A 16,807-nucleotide genomic window follows, 5' to 3' on the forward strand; every position below is an offset into this window, starting at 1 on the left:
CGGGAGGGTGTGGGAGAGTAGGTCACCGCCGGACAATCTTTATGTAGGGGGAGGCCCTCGACCAGTAGGTCGGGGGCTTTTCCTGTTGTGGCCTGCTGTTTGTTGGTGGGTGGGGCTTCACGCCGGGTGCGTGGGGCCCTTTTTTGGTTGGCCGGCTGGGCGCGGTCGCAGAGAAGGGGCCCCGGCGGGGTGTGTGTCGAGGCCCATCTGCTGTTGCTTGTGGGTTTCGGCTGTTCAGGCAGTGGCAGACGGTTCTGGGGCCTGGTGAGAAGGGGTTAGGGGCGGAGGATGAATACGCCCCAGCCGAGGTAGTCGCGGCCGTATTCGAGGTGTGAGCGGCGGGAGCGAGTAAGGAAATCGCGCAGCTCCGGCGCATCGGGGTCGTCCGGGTTTTCGCGGAGCCAGTCGCTCATCGTCCACCATTGGCTGGCGACGTACCGGTCCCAGCTGTCGGGGTTGGCCAGAACCATTTCCAGGAGCTCGAAGCCGGCTGCTTCGATGCGGTCCGCCGTACCCGCGAGAGAGGTGAAGGTGTCGGCCGCCACGTCCAGGACTTCGCAGGCCTCTGGTGGAGGGGGCGATATCCAGTAGCAGTCGCCGACGAGGATGAGGCCACCGGGGCGTAGATGGCGGCGCATGAGGGACAGCGTGCCCTCGAGTCCGTCGCCGATCCAGGTCGCGCCGATGCAGGAGACGATGTCGTACGACTCGGGTGTGTCCTGGTAGGTGGCGGCATCGGCTTCGACGAAATCGAGGCGGTCGGCGACGCCGAGATCGCCGGCTCGGTTTCTGGCGGCGTCCAGGAAAACCTTGCTGATGTCCACGCCGACGCCCCGCACGCCGTATTCGGCGGCCCACCGGGAAAGGAGTTCGCCCTTTCCGCAGGCCAGGTCGAGCTGACGGGAATCCGGGGCTATACGGCAGATCTCTCCGAGGAGTTGGAGTTTGTCATCCGCCAGCGGGTTCAGCGTCCGGTGACGTGATTCGGCGATTTCGTGGAATCGTAGTGACATGACGGCCAGTCTTGCGTGCGGCGTTTATCGCGCCAACCTATTTATCGGGTTGCGCCGGGACCATGGACGTACTCGGGCTTGCTAGGCTGGAGAGGAGTCGGGCCACCCCCACGGGTGGCCTTCGTCGCGTAAGACCCGAGGACGGGCGGCGACCTAGCCTCGGGGACCGTCGTTGTGGGTCCGCCGGGTGAGCCAACGAAATGGACCAGAAGTGAACAGAGATAACGGATCGGACGGCGGACAGCGCGGGCGCGGCGACCACGAGGACGGGCGTTCGGGCGGGAGCGGCAGGAGCGGCGGGTACGGCTCTCGCGGGCGAGACTCCGGTGCCGATCGGCCGTTCCGTTCCGACGACAGGTCGCGCTCCAACAACCGAGAGGACAGAGGGCCCCGTCGGGACGACGGCGGCTCGCGACCTGCGGGTGGCGGCGACCGTCGTGAGGGCGGTTACGGTGACCGGGGCCCGCGTCGTGAAGGTGGATACCGGGGCCCCCGCAGTGAGGGCGACGATCGTCGTACATTCCGGGACCGGGACGATCGCGGACCGCGTCGTGACGGCGACGAGCGCCGGCCGTCCCGCGATCGGGACGATCGTGGCCCCCGCAGAGAAGGCGGCGGGTACGGTGATCGCCGCGAGGGTGGTTACGGCGATCGTGGTCCTCGACGTGAGGGTGGTTTCCGTGACGATCGTGGTCCCCGTCGTGAGGGTGGGTTCCAGGATCGTGGGCCGCGACGTGAGGGTGGTTACGGTTCTCGTTCTGAGGGTGATCGTGGGCCGCGACGTGAGGGTGGTTACGGTTCTCGTTCTGAGGGTGATCGTGGTCCCCGTCGTGAGGGTGGCTTCCGTGAGGATCGGGGGCCGCGTCGTGAGGGTGAGGAGCGGCGTCCCTTCCGGGATCGGGATGATCGTGGTCCGCGTCGTGAGGGCGGTGGGTACGGTGACCGCCGTGAAGGTGGTTACGGCGATCGTGGTCCCCGGCGCGAGGGTGGGTTCCAGGATCGTGGTCCCCGTCGTGAGGGTGGTTACGGGTCCCGTCCTGAGGGTGACCGTGGTCCACGGCGTGAGGGTGGTTACGGGTCCCGTCCTGAGGCTGGCCGTGGTCCACGGCGTGACAGCGGGTCCCGTGAGGATCGTGGGCCGCGTCGTGAGGGTGGCTACGGTTCTCGTCCTGAGGGTGACCGTGGTCCCAGGCGTGAGGGTGGTTTCCGTGACGACCGTGGGCCCCGTCGTGAAGGCGGGTTCCGTGACGACCGGGGCCCTCGGCGTGAGGGCGGCGGGTACGGTGACCGCCGTGAGGGTGGTTACGGCGACCGTGGTCCCCGTCGTGAGGGTGGTTTCCGTGAGGATCGGGGTCCGCGTCGTGAGGGCGGCTACCGGGATCGGGAGTCCCGGCCGTTCTCACGGGATGACCGTGACAGGGGCGAGGAGCGTCCCGCAACCCGCGCCAGGTACGGCCGTCCCGATCGCGAGAACGAAGCCCCGCCGCGTGAGAGAGAGCGGCTGCCGGAGGTGGCGCCCGACATCACGGCGGAGGAGCTCGACAAGGAAGTGCTCGAGGAGCTCCGTTCGCTCCCCGGCGACCTGGCCGACCTGGTGGGCAGGCACTTGGTGGCGGCAGAACGGGCGCTGGAGGACGACGATGCCGAGCAGGCGCACGAGCACACGAAGGTGGCGCGCAGGTTCGCGGCCCGCATCGGTGTCGTACGGGAGGCAGCGGGCATCGTCGCCTATCGGGCTGGGCACTTCTCCGAGGCGCTGAGCGACCTGCGGGCAGCGCGGCGGATGACGGGCTCGGAGGCGTACCTTCCTGTCATGGCCGACTGCGAGCGCGGTCTGGGCCGTCCGGAGCGGGCCATCGACCTCGTACGTTCGCCGGAGGCCGAACGCCTCGACCGAGCCGGTCGCATCGAGCTGACCATCGTCGAATCCGGCGCCCGCCGCGACCTGGGGCAGCATGACGCCGCCGTGATCACTCTGCAGCGTCTGCCCGAACTCCGTGACCCGCAGCCGAGGCCCTGGTCTGCGCGGCTGGCGTTCGCGTACGCGGACGCGTTGGCCGAGGCCGGGCATCAGGAGGCGGCCACGGATTGGTTCGGGCGTGCGATGGCGTTCGACGAGGAGGGTGAGACGGATGCGGCAGAGCGGTACGCCGAGCTGACCGGAGCCGTCATCGAGGACGTCGAGGAGGATTTCGACTCCGAAGACGATTTTGAGGGCTCTCAGGACCTTGATGGTTCTGAAGGTGCTTCCGACGTCGAGGACTCCGAGGACTCCGAGGACCTCCAGAACGTCGAGGGCGCCGAGGACGCCCAGGACGCCGAGGATGGCTTCGACGATGTTGCTGAGGCTGAGGCTGAGGCTGAGGCTGAGGCTGAGGCTGAGGCTGAGGCTGACGAGGACGTGGATGATGCCGCCGCCGTTGCCGACGTAGGCGATCCGCTGGAGGGGGAAGCGGAGCAGGCCGAGCCTGGCGACGTACTGGATGGTCCGGAGTCTGAGGAGCCGGGTTCGGTGGAGCAGCGGGATGCTGCGCCCGAGCAGGCGGAGGTTCCGAGCATCACGCCGGCGTTCATCGAGCCCGATTTCGGTGACGCGGTGGATGAGGATGACGAATCCGAACCGGGTCAGCCGAAGAACGACAAGTAGCGGCGTGCTCCGCCGTACCTGGGTAATTCGGTACGGCGGAGTGTCCCCTTGGTCTCGTGATCGAGGGATTGGGTTGCACGGGGAGCAGTGGTAGCCGCTGCTCCCCGTTCCGGTGCAGGCGTGGCTGTGGTGGTCTTGCGGTCGGCCGCTGCCGCGCTCGTCGCCACCGGCGCGGCCTTCCCGGCGGGGCAGGCGTTCGCGCTGGCCGGCTCTGACCAGTTGGTTAGCCGCCATCGACCCTGGTCCGATGCGGCCCGCCCGCGGCGCCGTGGGTCACGACGGTCTGTGGGTGCGTGCCCGGCGGTGAGTTGCCGTCGGGGAGCGTACAGGGGGGGTGTGCCGCGATTGAAGGCGTGGGCCTGGGGGCTTCGTGGCGGGAGGTGTGGGCGCGTACCGGCTTCACGGTGCGCGGAACGCGGTTGACTCACGGTGAGACGCGGTTGAGCCAGTGGAGGATTCCCGCGACATTCGATGGAGCGCCGCTCAGCAACTCAAACTGCTTTGCCGTCGCGTCATCCGCTTTCAGAGAGGCGTATCGCTCCTTCGTGCGGTCTCTGACCATGGCGACGGCGTGGTCCAGATCCATGCCCTCGGAATGTGCCTGCCGGGTCAGATCGACCCAGATGCGGAGCTCTTCGGCTGACCGTTCGAGGGTCTCCCGGACGGCATTGACGGGTCCATAGTGGCTGAACAGCAGCCGTTGCGGGCCAAGAGCCCCGAACAACGCGATCGAGGTGAGCGCCGTCTGCAGGTCGAAGTCCGGCGGAGGTGTCGCAGGGCGCAGATCGCCTGTCTCGGGCAGGTAGACACCTGCGGCATCACCCACGTACAGATCGCCCGTGGCGGAGTCGACCAAACCGACGTGATGTTTCGCGTGGCCGGGTGAGTAATGGCTGTTCAGCGTACGTCCGTTGCCCAAGTCGATGGCGCCGGTGTCGCCGAGGGCGACGATGCGTTCGGCTTCGGTCGGGGACAGCTCGCCGAAGAGGGTGTCGAGCCGGTCACCCCACACCATCCGCGCGCTGGCCATCAATCGCGACGGATCAGCAAGATGGCGGGCGCCCTTCTCGTGTACGACGATTTGCGCGGACGGGAAGAACCTGGCGATGTCTCCCACACCACCAGCGTGATCCAGGTGAATGTGCGTGACGACGACCGTGGCCAGATCCTCCGGGCCGACGCCCATGGAGGCGAGCGCGTCACGTACGACGGGTGCCGAGGTCGACGTGCCCGTTTCCACCAGGCATGGGCGGTCGCCCAGGATGAGGTAACCCGCCGTGATGCCCGTGTATCCGGCCATTTTGGTGTCGATCTCATAGACGTCCCCGCCGAGGGCGGTGATGTTGTCCACAGGCACTCCCGAGCGTGCTGCCATTATCCCCAGAACGGCGTTCCAGCCGATCTGGCCTCCCCTTCATCGTAGAGAGTGATCCCACCAGAGCACCCGATAGGAGGACGACGGTGGATCGAAACGAGGTCGTGCTGGTGGGACGGCTGTCCGCGGCGGTCGTGGAACATTCCTTGCCGAGCGGCGACACCGTGACGAAGTGGCGCATCATCGTACGTCGCCGGCGGCACAGGCCAGGCGGCACCCTGACGGACAGCATCCCGTGCGCCACCTTCAACCGCGACACGGCCGCCATTGTCCGCAGCCTCAAGTCCCGCGACTACTTGGAGGTGACGGGCACTTTCCGCTGCCGCGTCTTCGGCCCCCCGGGCGCCAAGACCTGGAGGTACGAAGTGGAGGTCGACACCGCCAGACCCGTCGAACCCGAGCTGCCCGGCCCTGTCGTTCCGGAGCCGATCGCCCCTGAACGCGCCCTGGCCGAACCAGACAACCCCGCGGAAACCCTGGCCGCGCTGGTGCCCCGCCAGGCGGCGACCTGCTTGGCCAAGGCAGGCTGATCGGCGCTACCCGCCACCATGACAAGACCGCGTCGGACGTCCCGGCGGGGGCGGGACCGGCGATCGGAGGAGTTCGGCGTCGAACGCCCTTCGGTGCCGGCGCGGCGAGAACCCGTGATCTCGCTACCGCCGAGCACTGCGGCAGCGCGGCGGCAGTGCGCGGCAGCGGGGCGGCAGCGCGGCGGCAGCGCGGCGGCCGGTCGTGCCGGGGCGTACGGGTACAAGATCGTGGACAAGGGCCAAGAGTTGTGCCGATGCCGGCAGGGACGTGGCGGGCGGACGGCAGCGCGTCCAGCCGCGGCGATCGAGCGGGCATCGCCGGGCGGTGGATTCAGGTCCGGACGTGCGCTCACCCGTGTCCCGTCCGGCACGAGATCGGGCGGCGACCCGGGTGGTTGCCTCAGTCGATGGCGAACGTGCGGAGGACCAGGCCGGTTCTTGGCTTGGGGCCGAAGGAGGTGGATTTGCGGGGGACTCGTTCGCCGCTCGCGGCGACGGCGAGCACATTGTCGACGGCGAGCGGCTTGAGAATCACCGCCGTGCCGCCGGTGCGGATCGCCAGCTGGAGTGCGGCCTCCGTGTCGTGGTGGACGATCCGTACGGTCTGATCGTCATCGCGCATGCCCCACACTTTGGGCAGGACGAACGCCGCGAGGATGGAGGTGTTGAGGGAGTTCCAGCGGTCGGAGTGGTCGGCCGGCATCGCCTGGGCGAGTTGGACCGGGTCAGGGTTGGTCATCAGGTGCGAGCCGTCTTCACCGGCCAGGAGGAAGGCGGGCTCCGGGGCGTTCTCGAGCGCGGTCAGTCCCTCGGCCAGGTTGTCGTAGTCGCGCACCTGCCACGAGCCCTTGGCCTTCGCGGTCGCTTCGGCCAGGCGGAGGCCGGGGATCACGCGGTGGATGGCCTTGAGGTCGGGCGGGTACGCGGTGGAATCGACCAGCAACGCCAGTCCGAAGTCCCACGGTCCCACCGTCGGCTCATTGGACGCGGTGGGGTGTGGCGGTGACGTGGGCTTGGGTTCGGTGGCGTGTGGTGATTGTGCGGTTTGGGGCACACCGGGTTGCGGTGGTGAGGGTTCAGAAGTGGGCGGAATTGGCGAAGGTGGTGTGGATGTGGCGGGGGGATGAGAGCGAGTCTTGGTGGTTGGGAGGATTTCGCGAGTCACGTGTTCCTGGCGCTGGAGTACGCGGTACGTCGCGTAGCGGTGATGGCCGTCGGCGATCAATGCCTGCCGGGCATGGAGGTCGGCGTTGATCGCGGCGATCTCCTCCTCGTCCGTGATCGCCCACAGGCGGTGTGTGAGGCCGTCCTCGGTGTGCGCGGAGACGAGCGGGCGTCGTTTCGCGGCCACCTCGTCCACGAGAGCGGTGGTCGTGCCGTGGTCGCCGTCGTAGAGGAGGAAGATCGGTTCGAGGTTGGCCTGCGTGGTGCTCATGAGCGCGAGCCGGTCGGCGATGGGGCCGGGCATGACGTCCTCGTGCGGCAGGATGATGCGTTGTCCCGGGTCGGCCAGGCCTACGTCACCGATCAGACCCCGCTGCAGGACGCTGGGTCCGCTCTGTTCGTACACGTACAGCGCGGGAACGTCGTCCGGGACCAGCACGCCCGCGTCCAGCCAGGCCCTCAGCGTGCTCCGGGCTTCGGCGTAGCGGCTCGCGAAGGGGACTTCGGCCGGCTCGGGGGTCGCGGCGGCGGGGTGCGCCCCGGGAACGATGCCTTCCTGGGCTGGGGTGCTCGCGGATGCGGGGGGCTCCGGAGGGACTTGGGTAAGGGGATGGGTATCGGATGGTGTGGCGGGAGTTTGGCGCTCGGCCCTTGGTGATTTCGTGGAGGCTTCGGGGTGCGGAGATCGGGGAAGGATGAGGCGAACGACGTTGTTCGGGTGTAGGTCAAGGAGGGCGTCGACGTCCGTGTCGGAGATCAGGTCGTAGGGTGGGGAGGTCACCTTGGCGGGATCTTCGACAGCGAAACGTACGCCTCGGAAGGGCCGGAGCACCAGTCCATCCGGCACCGGCAGTTCAGGAGTCCCCATACCGGGCATGCTCCCATAAATGCTTGCGCCTTCCGGGAGTCGCCCCTTGGTTGCCGCCGCCCCGTTCCTCTGCGGGGCAGGTCGGGGTCCGTCGTCCAGTAGCGAAGGAGTCCTCACGCATGGCTCGAGATGGAAACGTTCATGATGAGAACCCCGGCGTTCCCGGGGGTGGGGTTTATGACTGGTACCAGCGTGGGGTGCGACTGCTGAAAGAGGGCAGCCCGGCGGCCGCTGCGGCTCTGCTCGAGCGTGCCGCCGCGGCCGAGCCCGAATCGCGCAGCATTCTTGAGGCGTTGGCTCGGGCGCAGTTCAATTCCCGGCAGTACGCGGAGGCCGCGGCGAGTTTTCGCCAGATCGTGGATGCCAACCCGGCTGAGGATTATGCCTATTTCGGGCTGGGGCTGTCGTTGTGGCGCACCGGGGATGTCGAGGCCGCGCAGGAGCCGCTGGCCATCGCGGTGGCCATGCGGCCGGATGAGCGGCATTATGTCTCGGCGTTGAAGAGCGTCCGGGCTACTGTGCGGGCTCGCCGGGAGATGTAATTTGCCCCTTCTCTGCCCTTTGACGGGCCCATGAAGAAGATTTTTGAAGATTTTGGATGGGCGCACGGTGGTGATGGGCTTGGCGGGGGTGCGAACGTGATGCCGCCGCGGAGGCGTAGTCCGCGACGGCATCACGTCGGTCACGACCGGTTCTGTCGACCTGACGGGAGTGACGTCAGCGCGGGCGGATGGGGTCTGCCTGCGGCGACGCCACGCCTCCGTCAGGTTGTGCTACCTCCCCCAGGCTGCGCCAGGTACGGCACGACGGGTGCGCCGTCTGTGATCGTGCGCGCCGAGCCGCTGTTGGGGCGCGGATGCTGAGGGTGGCATCGCTGGCGTGCGGATGGAGAGTGCGTCTGCCGGCGATGGTGCCCGTCATGCCCCCGTTGCAGCGGCGGTGTCAGGCGTTGTGCCGGGTGGCGTTGGCCGAGATGGCCGCCTGGTAGTACGCCGCGAGGCCCGGGGCCGTCTGGTCGATGCCGGACGTGAAGCGAGGGTCCGAGACGTACATGTCACCGAGGCCGCGGTGGATCTCGTACGTGCACGTGTAGCACCAGCGGGTGATGTGGGCCCGGTGCTCTTCAGCGAGATCCATGGCCCGGTCGCTGTCCGCCGGCACGCCCGCGCGCATCGCCTCTGCCATACGGCCACCGATCTCGGCCGCCTCGGCGAGGAAACGCTGCCAGTCCTCCTTGGTGAACGACGACGTACGGCGCGCCGACTCGGCCCAGGCATCGGTGCCGCCCCAGCGCTGCTCGGCCTCCGCCGCGTGGTCGTCGGGGTTGAAGTCGCCGAACAGCTCGGTGCGCTCTTCGGGAGTGAGATTGAGGTTCGCGGACATATGGTCGCCCTTCCTGTAGTTGGGTACGAAGGCGACGCTAAAGTCTCACGCAGCGTGAGAGTCAAACAGGAAGTAGGCGCTGTGCTGATCGACGGCTATGACACCCTGCTCCTCGACCTCGACGGCGTGGTCTACCTGGGCAATCACGCGGTGCCCGGGGCGCCGGAGGCGTTGGAGCAGGCGCGGCGGCAGGGGGTGCGGCTGGCGTACGTGACGAACAACGCCTCGCGAACGCCCGCCGCGATCGCCGCTCACCTGCGCCGGCTCGGGGCGCCCGCGACGGCCTCCGACGTGGTGACCTCCGCGCAGGCCGCGGCCCGGTTGGTCGCCGAACGGGTGCCGCCGGGATCGAACGTGCTCGTGGTCGGCGGCTCGGGGCTGCGGCTGGCCGTACGGGATCGAGGGCTCAGGCCGGTTTCGACGGCCACCGAGTCGCCGGTCGCCGTGGTGCAGGGGATCGCGCCCGGCCTGTCGTGGGGGCTGCTGGCGGAGGGGGCGCTGGCGGTGCGGCAGGGGGCGTTGTTCGTGGCCTCCAACAGGGACACCACGCTGCCGACCGGGCGCGGCGAGTTGCCGGGAAACGGGGCCATGGTGCGGGTCATCGCCACCGCTACCGGGATCGAGCCCATTTATGCGGGCAAGCCGGATCCGCCGTTGCACCGTGAATCGGTGATCCGTACGGGAGCGCGACGGCCGCTCGTCGTCGGCGATCGGCTGGACACCGACATCGAGGGCGCCACCAATGCGGGGGGCGAGAGTCTGCTGGTGCTGACCGGGGTGGCGACCGCTGTCGACGTGCTGACGGCCGAGCCGCGGCATCGGCCCACGTACGTGGCCGAGGATCTGAGTGCGTTGCTGCTGCCGTATCCCGAGGTGCGCGACGGCGTCTGCGGGGGGTGGCGGGCACGGTGGGAGGACGGCGTTCTGCGCCTCCACGGGGACGGCAGCCGGATCGACGGGCTGCGGGCTGCCTGTGACGCGGCTTGGACGGCGGCGGGCGCGGGGCGCGTCGAGGAATACGCGGTGAAACCCGTCCTGGATCGCGTGGGGTGAGAGACAGGGCCTCGTGGCGTCGCCGCCCGTACCGGGCCGGACTCCTGGTGTCTGCGGCGGGTACGTCGCTACCACCCCGGTCCGCCGGTGGGTGTCGCGTGCGTCGGAGAAGCGGCTCCTGCCGGGGAGGTGAGGAGCCGCGTGATCGGTCGTCGGTGACACGGTCGCGGAGTGGGCCGGATGTGATCCCATCGCCTCATGGCCGGTGAGGTGAGGGACCGGCCGGTGGGCAGTCAGATGAGGCGCCGCAGGCGCAGGAGGTCGCCGAAGCTCGCGTCGATCTTCACCCGCCCCCCGAGCAGCGCGCGCGCCAGGTCCAGCTCCCCGTCGACCAGCGCGATCAGGTCGTCGCTCACGATCGTGAGCTTGACGTCCGCCGGCTTGCCGCCCGACGGCGGTTCCTCCGCGAACGGGTCGAGCCCCCCGTGGTGGAGCCGGCCGTAGAAGATGACGTCGAGGTCGGATACCCGGCAGCTGACCGTGCGCTCGACCACGTGCTTGGCACGGTCCTCCTCGTCGATCTCGTCGAACTGGGCGACGAGCTTGACCAGTGCCGCCCGGCACTCCTCGACGCTTGCCATGATGCGCATCCTTTCTTCCCTTTGCGGACGGTAGCGTTCCACATCAGCAGCACCCCCGTACGACCTTCAACGTTTGACACGCCTGCCAAGGTCCCGGGCGCGCGCGTGAGGCGTTACGGTCGAGTCATGAGTGAGCTGCCGGAGGAGACCGGCGACGAGCGGGTCGACGCCATCGTGGCCGGCCTCGGCCGTCTCGGCGAGCTGCCGGTGAGCCAGCACGTGGCGGTCTTCGACCAGGCGTTCTCGGGGCTCGAGGCCACGCTGGCCGCCGTGGACGAGCAGGCCCCGCCCACCGGCGCCCAGCGCGCGCCGGGACAGGCCGCGGGCGGGCGGGTCCCGCACCAGCAGGGTCCGCACCAGCAGGGTCCGCACCAGCAGGCTTCGCACGATCGGTCCGTGGGAGAGCGGTGAGCCGGCGCATTCGCCTCGACAGTGAGCTCGTACGCCGGGGCCTGGCGAGGTCGCGCGAGCAGGCGGCGCAGCTCATCGACGCCGGCCGGGTCACCGTAGGCGGTCAGGTGGCCCGCAAGCCCGCCACCCAGGTCGACACCGCCTCCGCCGTCGTCGTTGCCGCCTCGGAGAGCGGCCCCGACTACGTTTCGCGCGGGGCGCACAAGCTGCTCGGGGCGCTGGACACGTTCAAGGGCCTGACGGTGGAGGGCCGCAGGTGCCTCGACGCGGGCGCGTCCACGGGCGGGTTCACCGACGTGCTGCTGCGCCGTGGCGTGGCCCACGTGCTCGCCGTCGACGTCGGCTACGGCCAGCTCGCCTGGTCGCTGCGCACCGACGAGCGCGTCACGGTGCTGGAGCGGGTCAACGTACGCGACCTGACCCCCGGCATGGTCGGCGAGCCGCCCACGCTGGTCGTGGGCGACCTGTCGTTCATCTCGCTGCGGCTCGTGCTGCCCGCGCTGGCCGAGGTCGCCGCGCCGCGGGCCGATTTCGTGATGTTGGTCAAGCCGCAGTTCGAGGTGGGCAAGGACCTCGTCGGGGCGGGCGGCGTGGTGCGCGACCCCGCGTTGCGGGCGCGTTCGGTGCGCGACGCCGCCGCCAAGGCCCAGGAGCTGGGGCTGGACGTACGCGGCGTGACCGCCAGCCCTCTGCCCGGACCGTCGGGAAATGTGGAATATCTGCTTTGGCTGGGCAAGGGAGAGGGTGAGCCGCCGCTCACCGACCTCGAAGCCGAGATCCAGCGCGCCGTCGCGGAAGGGCCGCAATGAACCGCACCGTGCTGGTCGCCGTACACACCGGGCGGGGCGCCGCCGTCGAGAGCGCCCGCCTGGTCGTCGACCGGCTGCTCGACGCCGGCATCACGGTCAGGGTGCTCGACACGGAATGTGATGAGATCGGCTGCTCCGGGGTCGAGGCGGTGCCGGGGGACCCTGGCGCGGTCAAGGACGCCGAGGTCATGATCGTGCTGGGTGGTGACGGCACGCTGCTGCGCGCCGCCGAGCTGGCCAAGCCCGCCGGCACGCCGCTGCTGGGCGTCAATCTCGGGCATGTCGGATTCCTGGCCGAGGCTGAGGTGGCCGATCTGGCCTCGGCCGTCGACAGCGTCGTGGCGGGGCGCTACGACGTCGAGGAGCGCATGACGATCGAGGTTCTCGCCCGGCTGAACGGCCGGGTGCTGGCCGACACGTGGGCGCTCAACGAGGCCACCGTCGAGAAGCAGGAGCGCATGCTCGAAGTGGTCGCCGAGATCGACGGCCGGCCGCTGTCCCGCTGGGGGTGCGACGGCGTGATCTGCGCCACGCCGACGGGCTCGACCGCGTACGCCTTCTCGGCCGGCGGCCCCGTGGTGTGGCCGGAGGTGGAGGCCCTGCTCATGGTGCCGATCAGCGCGCACGCGTTGTTCGCCAGGCCGCTGGTGGTCTCGCCGCGCTCCACGCTGGCGGTCGAGATCCTGCCGGACACGCCGGGCGGTGCGCTGTGGTGCGACGGGCGCCGCAGCTTCGAGCTGCCGTCCGGCTCGCGGGTGGAGGTACGCAGGGGAAGTGAGCCCGTACGCCTGGCCCGTCTGCACGGTGTGGAGAGCACCGGAGCGCCGTTCACCGACCGGCTGGTCGCCAAGTTCGAGCTCCCTGTGCAGGGGTGGCGCGGAAGGGTGCGACCCTGAGTGAATGGAAGTGAGAGCGCGTAGGATCACGTGGCGGACCGCCCCCGGCGGTCGGCGGCGAGCGGCGGCGTCCGCACCAACGATGGATCGCGGGCCGCGGCGCCACAGGTGTTCGGGTGACGATCAGACACGGCAGTGACGGGAGTGGGCAGGTGCGACCAAGGGTCGAGGAGGTCCGCATCCAGGGGCTCGGCGTCATCGACGAGGCCGTCCTAGAGCTTTCGCCTGGCTTCAACGTGGTCACCGGCGAGACCGGCGCCGGCAAGACGATGGTCGTGACCGGGCTCGGGCTGCTGTTCGGCGGCCGGGCCGACCCGTCCCGAATCCGCCCGGGGGCCGACCGGGCGACCGTCGAGGGCACGCTGATCATCGAGGCGGGCGGACACGTCGCCCAGCAGGTGGGCGACATCGGTGGCGAGGCCGAGGACGGCGAGCTGATCATCTCACGCACCGTCTCGGCCGAGGGCAGGTCCAGGGCCTGGCTCGGCGGGCGCACGGTGCCCGTCGGCACCCTGACCTACCTGGCCGACGACCTGGTGGCGGTGCACGGGCAGATGGACCAGCAGCGGCTGCTCCAGGCCGCCAGGCAGCGCGCTGCGCTCGACAAGTACGCAGGAAACGACCTGGTCAAGCCGCTGCGGGCCTACACGAAGGCGTACAAACGGCACAAGCAGGTCGGTGCGCTGCTCGAGGAGCTGACCACCAGGGCCAGGGAGCGGGCGCAGGAGGCCGACCTGCTGCGCTTCGGCCTGGAGGAGATCGAGAAGGTCGACCCCAAGCCGGGTGAGGACGCCGAGCTGCGCGGCGAGGAGGAGCGGCTCTCCCACGCCGACGCCCTGCGCAGCGCCGCGACCACCGCGCACACGGCGCTGCTCGGCGACCCGATGGAAGCCGCCGGCGGCCCGCACGACGTGATCTCCCTGCTCGGTGAGGCGCGGGCGGCCGTCGAGGCGGTACGCGACTTCGACACCCAGCTCGCCTCCGTGGCCGACCGGCTGGCCGAGGCCGGCTACCTGATCTCCGACGTGGCCACCGATCTGGCGGCGTACGCCGAGTCGATCGAGGCCGACCCCGCGCGGCTGGCGGCGGTGCAGGAACGCCGCTCGGTGCTGACCGGCCTGATACGGAAATATGGCGAGGACAGCGCAGGTGTTCTGGCCTGGGGGCAACAGGCGGCCGCCCGCCTGGGCGAGCTCGAGGGCGACGACGAGCGCATCGAGGAGCTGAACCGCGAGTACGACGAGCTGACCGCCCAGCTCACCGAGCTGGCCGCCGAGCTCACCGCCGTCCGCGAGGCCGCCGCGGAGCGGTTCGGGCAGGCGGTGACCGAGGAGCTGACAGCGCTGGCCATGCCGCACGCCAGGGTCGTGGTCCAGCTCGGCCGGAGCGCGGAGTTCGGCCCCGAGGGCGTCGACGAGGTGGAGCTGCGGATGGCCGCGCACCCCGCCGCGCCACCGCTGCCGCTCAACAAGGGCGCCTCCGGCGGCGAGCTGAGCCGGGTCATGCTCGCGATCGAGGTGGTCTTCGCCGGTGCCGACCCGGTGCCGACGTTCGTGTTCGACGAGGTCGACGCGGGTGTCGGCGGCAAGGCGGCGGTCGAGATCGGGCGTCGGCTCGCCCGGCTGGCGCGCACCGCGCAGGTGATTGTCGTCACACATCTGCCGCAGGTCGCCGCGTTCGCCGACCAGCATCTGGTGGTGGAGAAGGCGAGCGACGGCAGCGTCGTGCGCAGCGGCGTCGTCACGCTCAACCACGAAGGACGGGTACGCGAACTTTCCCGGATGCTCGCCGGTCTTGAGGATTCGGAGCTGGGCCGGGCGCACGCGGAAGAGCTGCTGGGCCTGGCAGCGGCGGACAGGTGATTGCGCGTGACATAGCGGACACGCCGCGTTATGCGTGGCCTCCGCGGTGTTTCGCTCTGGCAGGATGGTCGTGATGAAGGTTCCGGGAAGAGGGATGCCGGGCCTCCGCGGGAGGAAGGTCGGTGACCTTCCCGGTGTTACGGCAGTGGCGAGGATCGACCGGCGGACGAAGAGGCTGACAAAGCGCCTTCAGGCCGGTGAGATCGCGATCATCGACCACGTCGACGTAGACCGGGTCAGCGCGGAGGCACTCGTCGCGTGCGGTGCCGCGGCGGTGGTCAACGTCGCCTCCGGCATCAGCGGCCGTTATCCCAACCTGGGCCCGCAGATCCTCATCGAGGCGGGCGTGCCGTTCGTCGACAACGTCAACCAGGAGCTGTTCGAGCGGGTCAAGGACGGCGACGTCGTACGCATCTGCGACGGGGCCGTCTACCTCGGCGAGGACGTGGTCGGCAAGGGCGAGCCGCAGACCGCCGAGGCCGTCGAGTCGGCCATGGCCGAGGCTCGCGCCGGGCTCGCCGTGCAGATCGAGGCCTTCGCCGTCAACACCATGGAATACGTCCGCGGTGAGGGCAGGCTCCTCATCGACGGTGTCGGCGTGCCCGAGATCCGCACCCGCATGGAGGGCCGGCACGTCCTCATCGTGGTGCGCGGATATCACTACAAGGAAGACATCGCCACGCTTCGCCCCTACATCCGCGAATACCGGCCCATCCTCATCGGCGTCGACGGCGGGGCCGACGCGCTGCTGGAGGCCGGATACCTGCCCGACGTGATCGTAGGAGACTTCGACTCGGTCTCGACCAAGGCCCTGACCTGCGGTGCCGAGCTCGTCGTGCACGCCTACCGCGACGGCCGGGCGCCCGGCCTCGAGCGCGTGCACCAGCTCGGGCGCGAAGCCGTGATCTTCCCGGCCACCGGCACCAGCGAGGACATCGCCATGATCCTCGCCGACGACAAGGGGGCGGAGCTCATCGTGGCGGTCGGCACCCACGGCACGCTGGAGGAGTTCCTCGACAAGGGACGCTCCGGCATGGCCAGCACCTTCCTCACCCGCCTGATCATCGGCAGCAAGCTCGTCGACGCCAAGGGCGTGAGCAGGCTCTATCGCAGCCGCATCTCCACTCCGCAGCTGCTGCTGCTCGTGATCATCGCGCTCATCACGATGGGAGTCGCGCTTTTCTCCGCGCCGATCGGCCGCACCTGGCTGAACGGCCTGCAAGACGTCTGGAACGCGTTCATCTTCTGGCTGGTCGGACTTTTCTCGTGATCGATTTCCGCTATCACCTCGTCTCCATCGTCGCGATCTTCCTGGCGCTGGCGGTGGGCATCGTCCTCGGCACCACGCTCCTCCAGGACCCCGCGATCGACCTGGCCGAGAAGACCACCGACGACCTGTTCAGCGCCAACAAGGACCTGCGGGCCGAGCTCGACACCCTGCGCGGCAGGGAGGCGGGCAACGACCTGTTCATCACCGACGCGACGGCGGAGATGGTGGCCGGCGAGCTGACCGGCCAGCGGGTGCTCCTGGTGGAGACGCCGGGCTCCAGCACCGCGATGCGCGAGGCCGGGGAGCAGGTGCTCGACCAGGCGGGCGCGGAGATCTCCGGACGCGTCACGCTGACCGAGAAGTTCCTCGACCCCAAGGGCACCGGCGTGCTCGACGGCCTGGTCAACCAGCTCAAACCGGCCAACATGATCTTCCCGACCACGGCCACCAGCTGGGACAGGGCCGCCGCGCTGCTCGCCGCGGCGCTGGTCACCAACGACCAGACCCAGGCGGGCATGCCCAACCCGGCCACCACCGACGTCGTCGGCGCCTTCGAGGCGGGCGGACTGCTCAGCACCGAGGGCGAGCCGGTCAAGCGGGCCACGCTGGTCGTGATGTTCGCGCCGGAGAAGCCGTACGACGGGGAGAACGCCGAGGCCATGGCCAACGCGCTGACCTCGGTCGCGACCGGCCTGGACATGGTCGGCCAGGGCACGGTGCTCGCCGGCGCCGCCCCGCTCGCCAGCCTTCCCGGCGACGCGATCAGCGTCGTACGCGACGACAGTGAGATCGCCAGGCGGGTCTCCACCGTCGATACGGCCGATATGCCCATGGGCCGCGTCGTGACCGTCTACTCTCTCCGGGAGCAACTGAGCGGACGTGCCGGCCAGTACGGCATCGGCACCGGCGCTGCGGCGCCGGCGCCCGCGGTGACGTCCGCCACCC

Annotated in this window: 16 protein-coding genes; 11 read left to right on the forward strand and 5 right to left on the reverse strand. The window is 69.7% G+C overall.

What is annotated here, in order from left to right; translation table 11 throughout:
- Positions 1 to 275: 275 nt before the first annotated feature.
- Positions 276 to 1,013 (reverse strand): SAM-dependent methyltransferase, encoded by a 738-nt coding sequence (locus tag ITP53_RS44645; RefSeq protein WP_195901541.1) that lies wholly within the window; start codon positions 1,011 to 1,013, stop codon positions 276 to 278.
- A gap of 422 nt (positions 1,014 to 1,435) precedes the next feature.
- Between ITP53_RS44645 and ITP53_RS58520 the strand changes: the two genes are divergently transcribed.
- Positions 1,436 to 2,773 carry a hypothetical protein gene (locus ITP53_RS58520; protein WP_236051894.1) on the forward strand — a complete coding sequence of 446 codons (1,338 nt, stop codon included), beginning with the start codon at positions 1,436 to 1,438 and terminating at the stop codon, positions 2,771 to 2,773.
- Between the two features lie 53 nt (positions 2,774 to 2,826).
- On the forward strand, positions 2,827 to 3,660 hold the full coding sequence (locus ITP53_RS44650) for a hypothetical protein (RefSeq protein WP_236051895.1): 834 nt from the start codon (positions 2,827 to 2,829) through the stop codon (positions 3,658 to 3,660).
- Between the two features lie 424 nt (positions 3,661 to 4,084).
- Here ITP53_RS44650 and ITP53_RS44655 read toward each other — a convergent pair whose 3' ends face one another.
- The gene (locus tag ITP53_RS44655) at positions 4,085 to 5,035 is read right to left on the reverse strand and encodes an MBL fold metallo-hydrolase (protein ID WP_195901542.1); all 951 of its coding nucleotides are present in this window, start codon (positions 5,033 to 5,035) and stop codon (positions 4,085 to 4,087) included.
- Between the two features lie 86 nt (positions 5,036 to 5,121).
- Between ITP53_RS44655 and ITP53_RS44660 the strand changes: the two genes are divergently transcribed.
- On the forward strand, positions 5,122 to 5,565 hold the full coding sequence (locus ITP53_RS44660) for a single-stranded DNA-binding protein (protein WP_195901543.1): 444 nt from the start codon (positions 5,122 to 5,124) through the stop codon (positions 5,563 to 5,565).
- 400 nt (positions 5,566 to 5,965) lie between these two features.
- Here the strand turns inward: ITP53_RS44660 and ITP53_RS44665 are convergent, their stop codons facing one another.
- Entirely contained in the window at positions 5,966 to 7,597 is a 1,632-nt protein-coding gene (locus tag ITP53_RS44665) for a DUF1015 family protein (protein WP_236051890.1), read from the reverse strand.
- A 119-nt stretch (positions 7,598 to 7,716) separates the two neighbouring features.
- Between ITP53_RS44665 and ITP53_RS44675 the strand changes: the two genes are divergently transcribed.
- A complete protein-coding gene (locus tag ITP53_RS44675; RefSeq protein ID WP_195901544.1) occupies positions 7,717 to 8,139 on the forward strand; it encodes a tetratricopeptide repeat protein in 423 nt (140 codons plus the stop codon).
- A 400-nt stretch (positions 8,140 to 8,539) separates the two neighbouring features.
- Here the strand turns inward: ITP53_RS44675 and ITP53_RS44680 are convergent, their stop codons facing one another.
- A complete protein-coding gene (locus tag ITP53_RS44680) occupies positions 8,540 to 8,980 on the reverse strand; it encodes a TipAS antibiotic-recognition domain-containing protein (protein ID WP_195901545.1) in 441 nt (146 codons plus the stop codon).
- Between the two features lie 54 nt (positions 8,981 to 9,034).
- On the opposite strand from ITP53_RS44680, the gene ITP53_RS44685 reads away from it, so the two are divergent.
- Complete coding sequence (locus tag ITP53_RS44685; RefSeq protein WP_328817805.1) at positions 9,035 to 10,033, forward strand: HAD-IIA family hydrolase; 999 nt, start codon at positions 9,035 to 9,037, stop codon at positions 10,031 to 10,033.
- A gap of 233 nt (positions 10,034 to 10,266) precedes the next feature.
- On the opposite strand, the gene ITP53_RS44690 is transcribed toward ITP53_RS44685, so the two are convergent.
- On the reverse strand, positions 10,267 to 10,614 hold the full coding sequence (locus ITP53_RS44690) for an SCP2 sterol-binding domain-containing protein (RefSeq protein WP_195901547.1): 348 nt from the start codon (positions 10,612 to 10,614) through the stop codon (positions 10,267 to 10,269).
- A gap of 126 nt (positions 10,615 to 10,740) precedes the next feature.
- On the opposite strand from ITP53_RS44690, the gene ITP53_RS44695 reads away from it, so the two are divergent.
- From ITP53_RS44695 to ITP53_RS44720, 6 genes are all read left to right on the forward strand, one after another.
- Complete coding sequence (locus ITP53_RS44695; protein ID WP_195901548.1) at positions 10,741 to 11,025, forward strand: hypothetical protein; 285 nt, start codon at positions 10,741 to 10,743, stop codon at positions 11,023 to 11,025.
- Complete coding sequence (locus ITP53_RS44700; RefSeq protein WP_195901549.1) at positions 11,022 to 11,834, forward strand: TlyA family RNA methyltransferase; 813 nt, start codon at positions 11,022 to 11,024, stop codon at positions 11,832 to 11,834. Before ITP53_RS44695 ends, ITP53_RS44700 begins: the two co-directional genes overlap by 4 nt.
- A complete protein-coding gene (locus ITP53_RS44705) occupies positions 11,831 to 12,730 on the forward strand; it encodes an NAD kinase (RefSeq protein WP_195901550.1) in 900 nt (299 codons plus the stop codon). The genes ITP53_RS44700 and ITP53_RS44705 overlap by 4 nt, the downstream gene beginning before the upstream one ends.
- A gap of 152 nt (positions 12,731 to 12,882) precedes the next feature.
- Positions 12,883 to 14,592 (forward strand): DNA repair protein RecN, encoded by a 1,710-nt coding sequence (recN, locus tag ITP53_RS44710; RefSeq protein WP_195901555.1) that lies wholly within the window; start codon positions 12,883 to 12,885, stop codon positions 14,590 to 14,592.
- 73 nt (positions 14,593 to 14,665) lie between these two features.
- The gene (gene steA, locus ITP53_RS44715; RefSeq protein ID WP_195901551.1) at positions 14,666 to 15,862 is read left to right on the forward strand and encodes a putative cytokinetic ring protein SteA; all 1,197 of its coding nucleotides are present in this window, start codon (positions 14,666 to 14,668) and stop codon (positions 15,860 to 15,862) included.
- On the forward strand, positions 15,859 to 16,807 hold a 949-nt coding region (locus ITP53_RS44720; RefSeq protein ID WP_195901552.1), incomplete at its 3' end, for a copper transporter. The genes steA and ITP53_RS44720, both read left to right, overlap by 4 nt.

It is taken from the genome of Nonomuraea cypriaca, from assembly GCF_015645445.1.
Classification (GTDB): Bacteria; Actinomycetota; Actinomycetes; order Streptosporangiales; family Streptosporangiaceae; genus Nonomuraea; species Nonomuraea cypriaca.

Coding starts and splice junctions, on each gene's coding strand:
- ITP53_RS44645 (WP_195901541.1), bottom strand. CDS start 1,013: ATGTCACTACGATTCCACGAAATCGCCGAATCACGTCACCGGACGCTG.
- ITP53_RS44650 (WP_236051895.1), top strand. CDS start 2,827: ATGGCCGACTGCGAGCGCGGTCTGGGCCGTCCGGAGCGGGCCATCGAC.
- ITP53_RS44655 (WP_195901542.1), bottom strand. CDS start 5,035: ATGGCAGCACGCTCGGGAGTGCCTGTGGACAACATCACCGCCCTCGGC.
- ITP53_RS44665 (WP_236051890.1), bottom strand. CDS start 7,597: ATGGGGACTCCTGAACTGCCGGTGCCGGATGGACTGGTGCTCCGGCCC.
- ITP53_RS44675 (WP_195901544.1), top strand. CDS start 7,717: ATGGCTCGAGATGGAAACGTTCATGATGAGAACCCCGGCGTTCCCGGG.
- ITP53_RS44680 (WP_195901545.1), bottom strand. CDS start 8,980: ATGTCCGCGAACCTCAATCTCACTCCCGAAGAGCGCACCGAGCTGTTC.
- ITP53_RS44690 (WP_195901547.1), bottom strand. CDS start 10,614: ATGGCAAGCGTCGAGGAGTGCCGGGCGGCACTGGTCAAGCTCGTCGCC.
- ITP53_RS44695 (WP_195901548.1), top strand. CDS start 10,741: ATGAGTGAGCTGCCGGAGGAGACCGGCGACGAGCGGGTCGACGCCATC.
- ITP53_RS44705 (WP_195901550.1), top strand. CDS start 11,831: ATGAACCGCACCGTGCTGGTCGCCGTACACACCGGGCGGGGCGCCGCC.
- steA (WP_195901551.1), top strand. CDS start 14,666: ATGAAGGTTCCGGGAAGAGGGATGCCGGGCCTCCGCGGGAGGAAGGTC.